Genomic DNA, 258 nt, shown 5'->3' with positions numbered 1-258 from the left:
CCAGGATCAGCACGATGCCGACGAGCAGGCCGACCCACAGGCCGCCCGTGGTCGGGAACGATCCCGCGCTTTCCGGCGTGTACTTCTTCGCCGCCAGGCTGCCGGCAATCGCCAGCATCGGCACGATCACGAAGAAGCGCCCGAACCACATCGCGACGCCCAGCAGGCCGTTATAGTACGGCGTGTTGGCGGTCAGACCCGCGAAGGCCGAACCGTTGTTCCCGACCGCGCTGGTGAAGGCGTAGAGGATCTCCGAGA

The 258-nt window shown here is 66.3% G+C and carries 1 protein-coding gene; it reads right to left on the bottom strand.

Translation table 11 applies throughout. The annotated features are described in order from the left end of the window. Nucleotides 1-258 (bottom strand): potassium-transporting ATPase subunit KdpA (locus tag CVH10_RS22110; protein WP_146143277.1); only part of this gene is annotated, 258 nt, incomplete at both ends.

The sequence above is a fragment of the Halomonas sp. ND22Bw genome (assembly GCF_003011945.1).
In the GTDB taxonomy this organism is placed as follows: domain Bacteria; phylum Pseudomonadota; class Gammaproteobacteria; order Pseudomonadales; family Halomonadaceae; genus Halomonas; species Halomonas halophila.
This window is presented reverse-complemented; position numbering and strand designations above follow the sequence as displayed.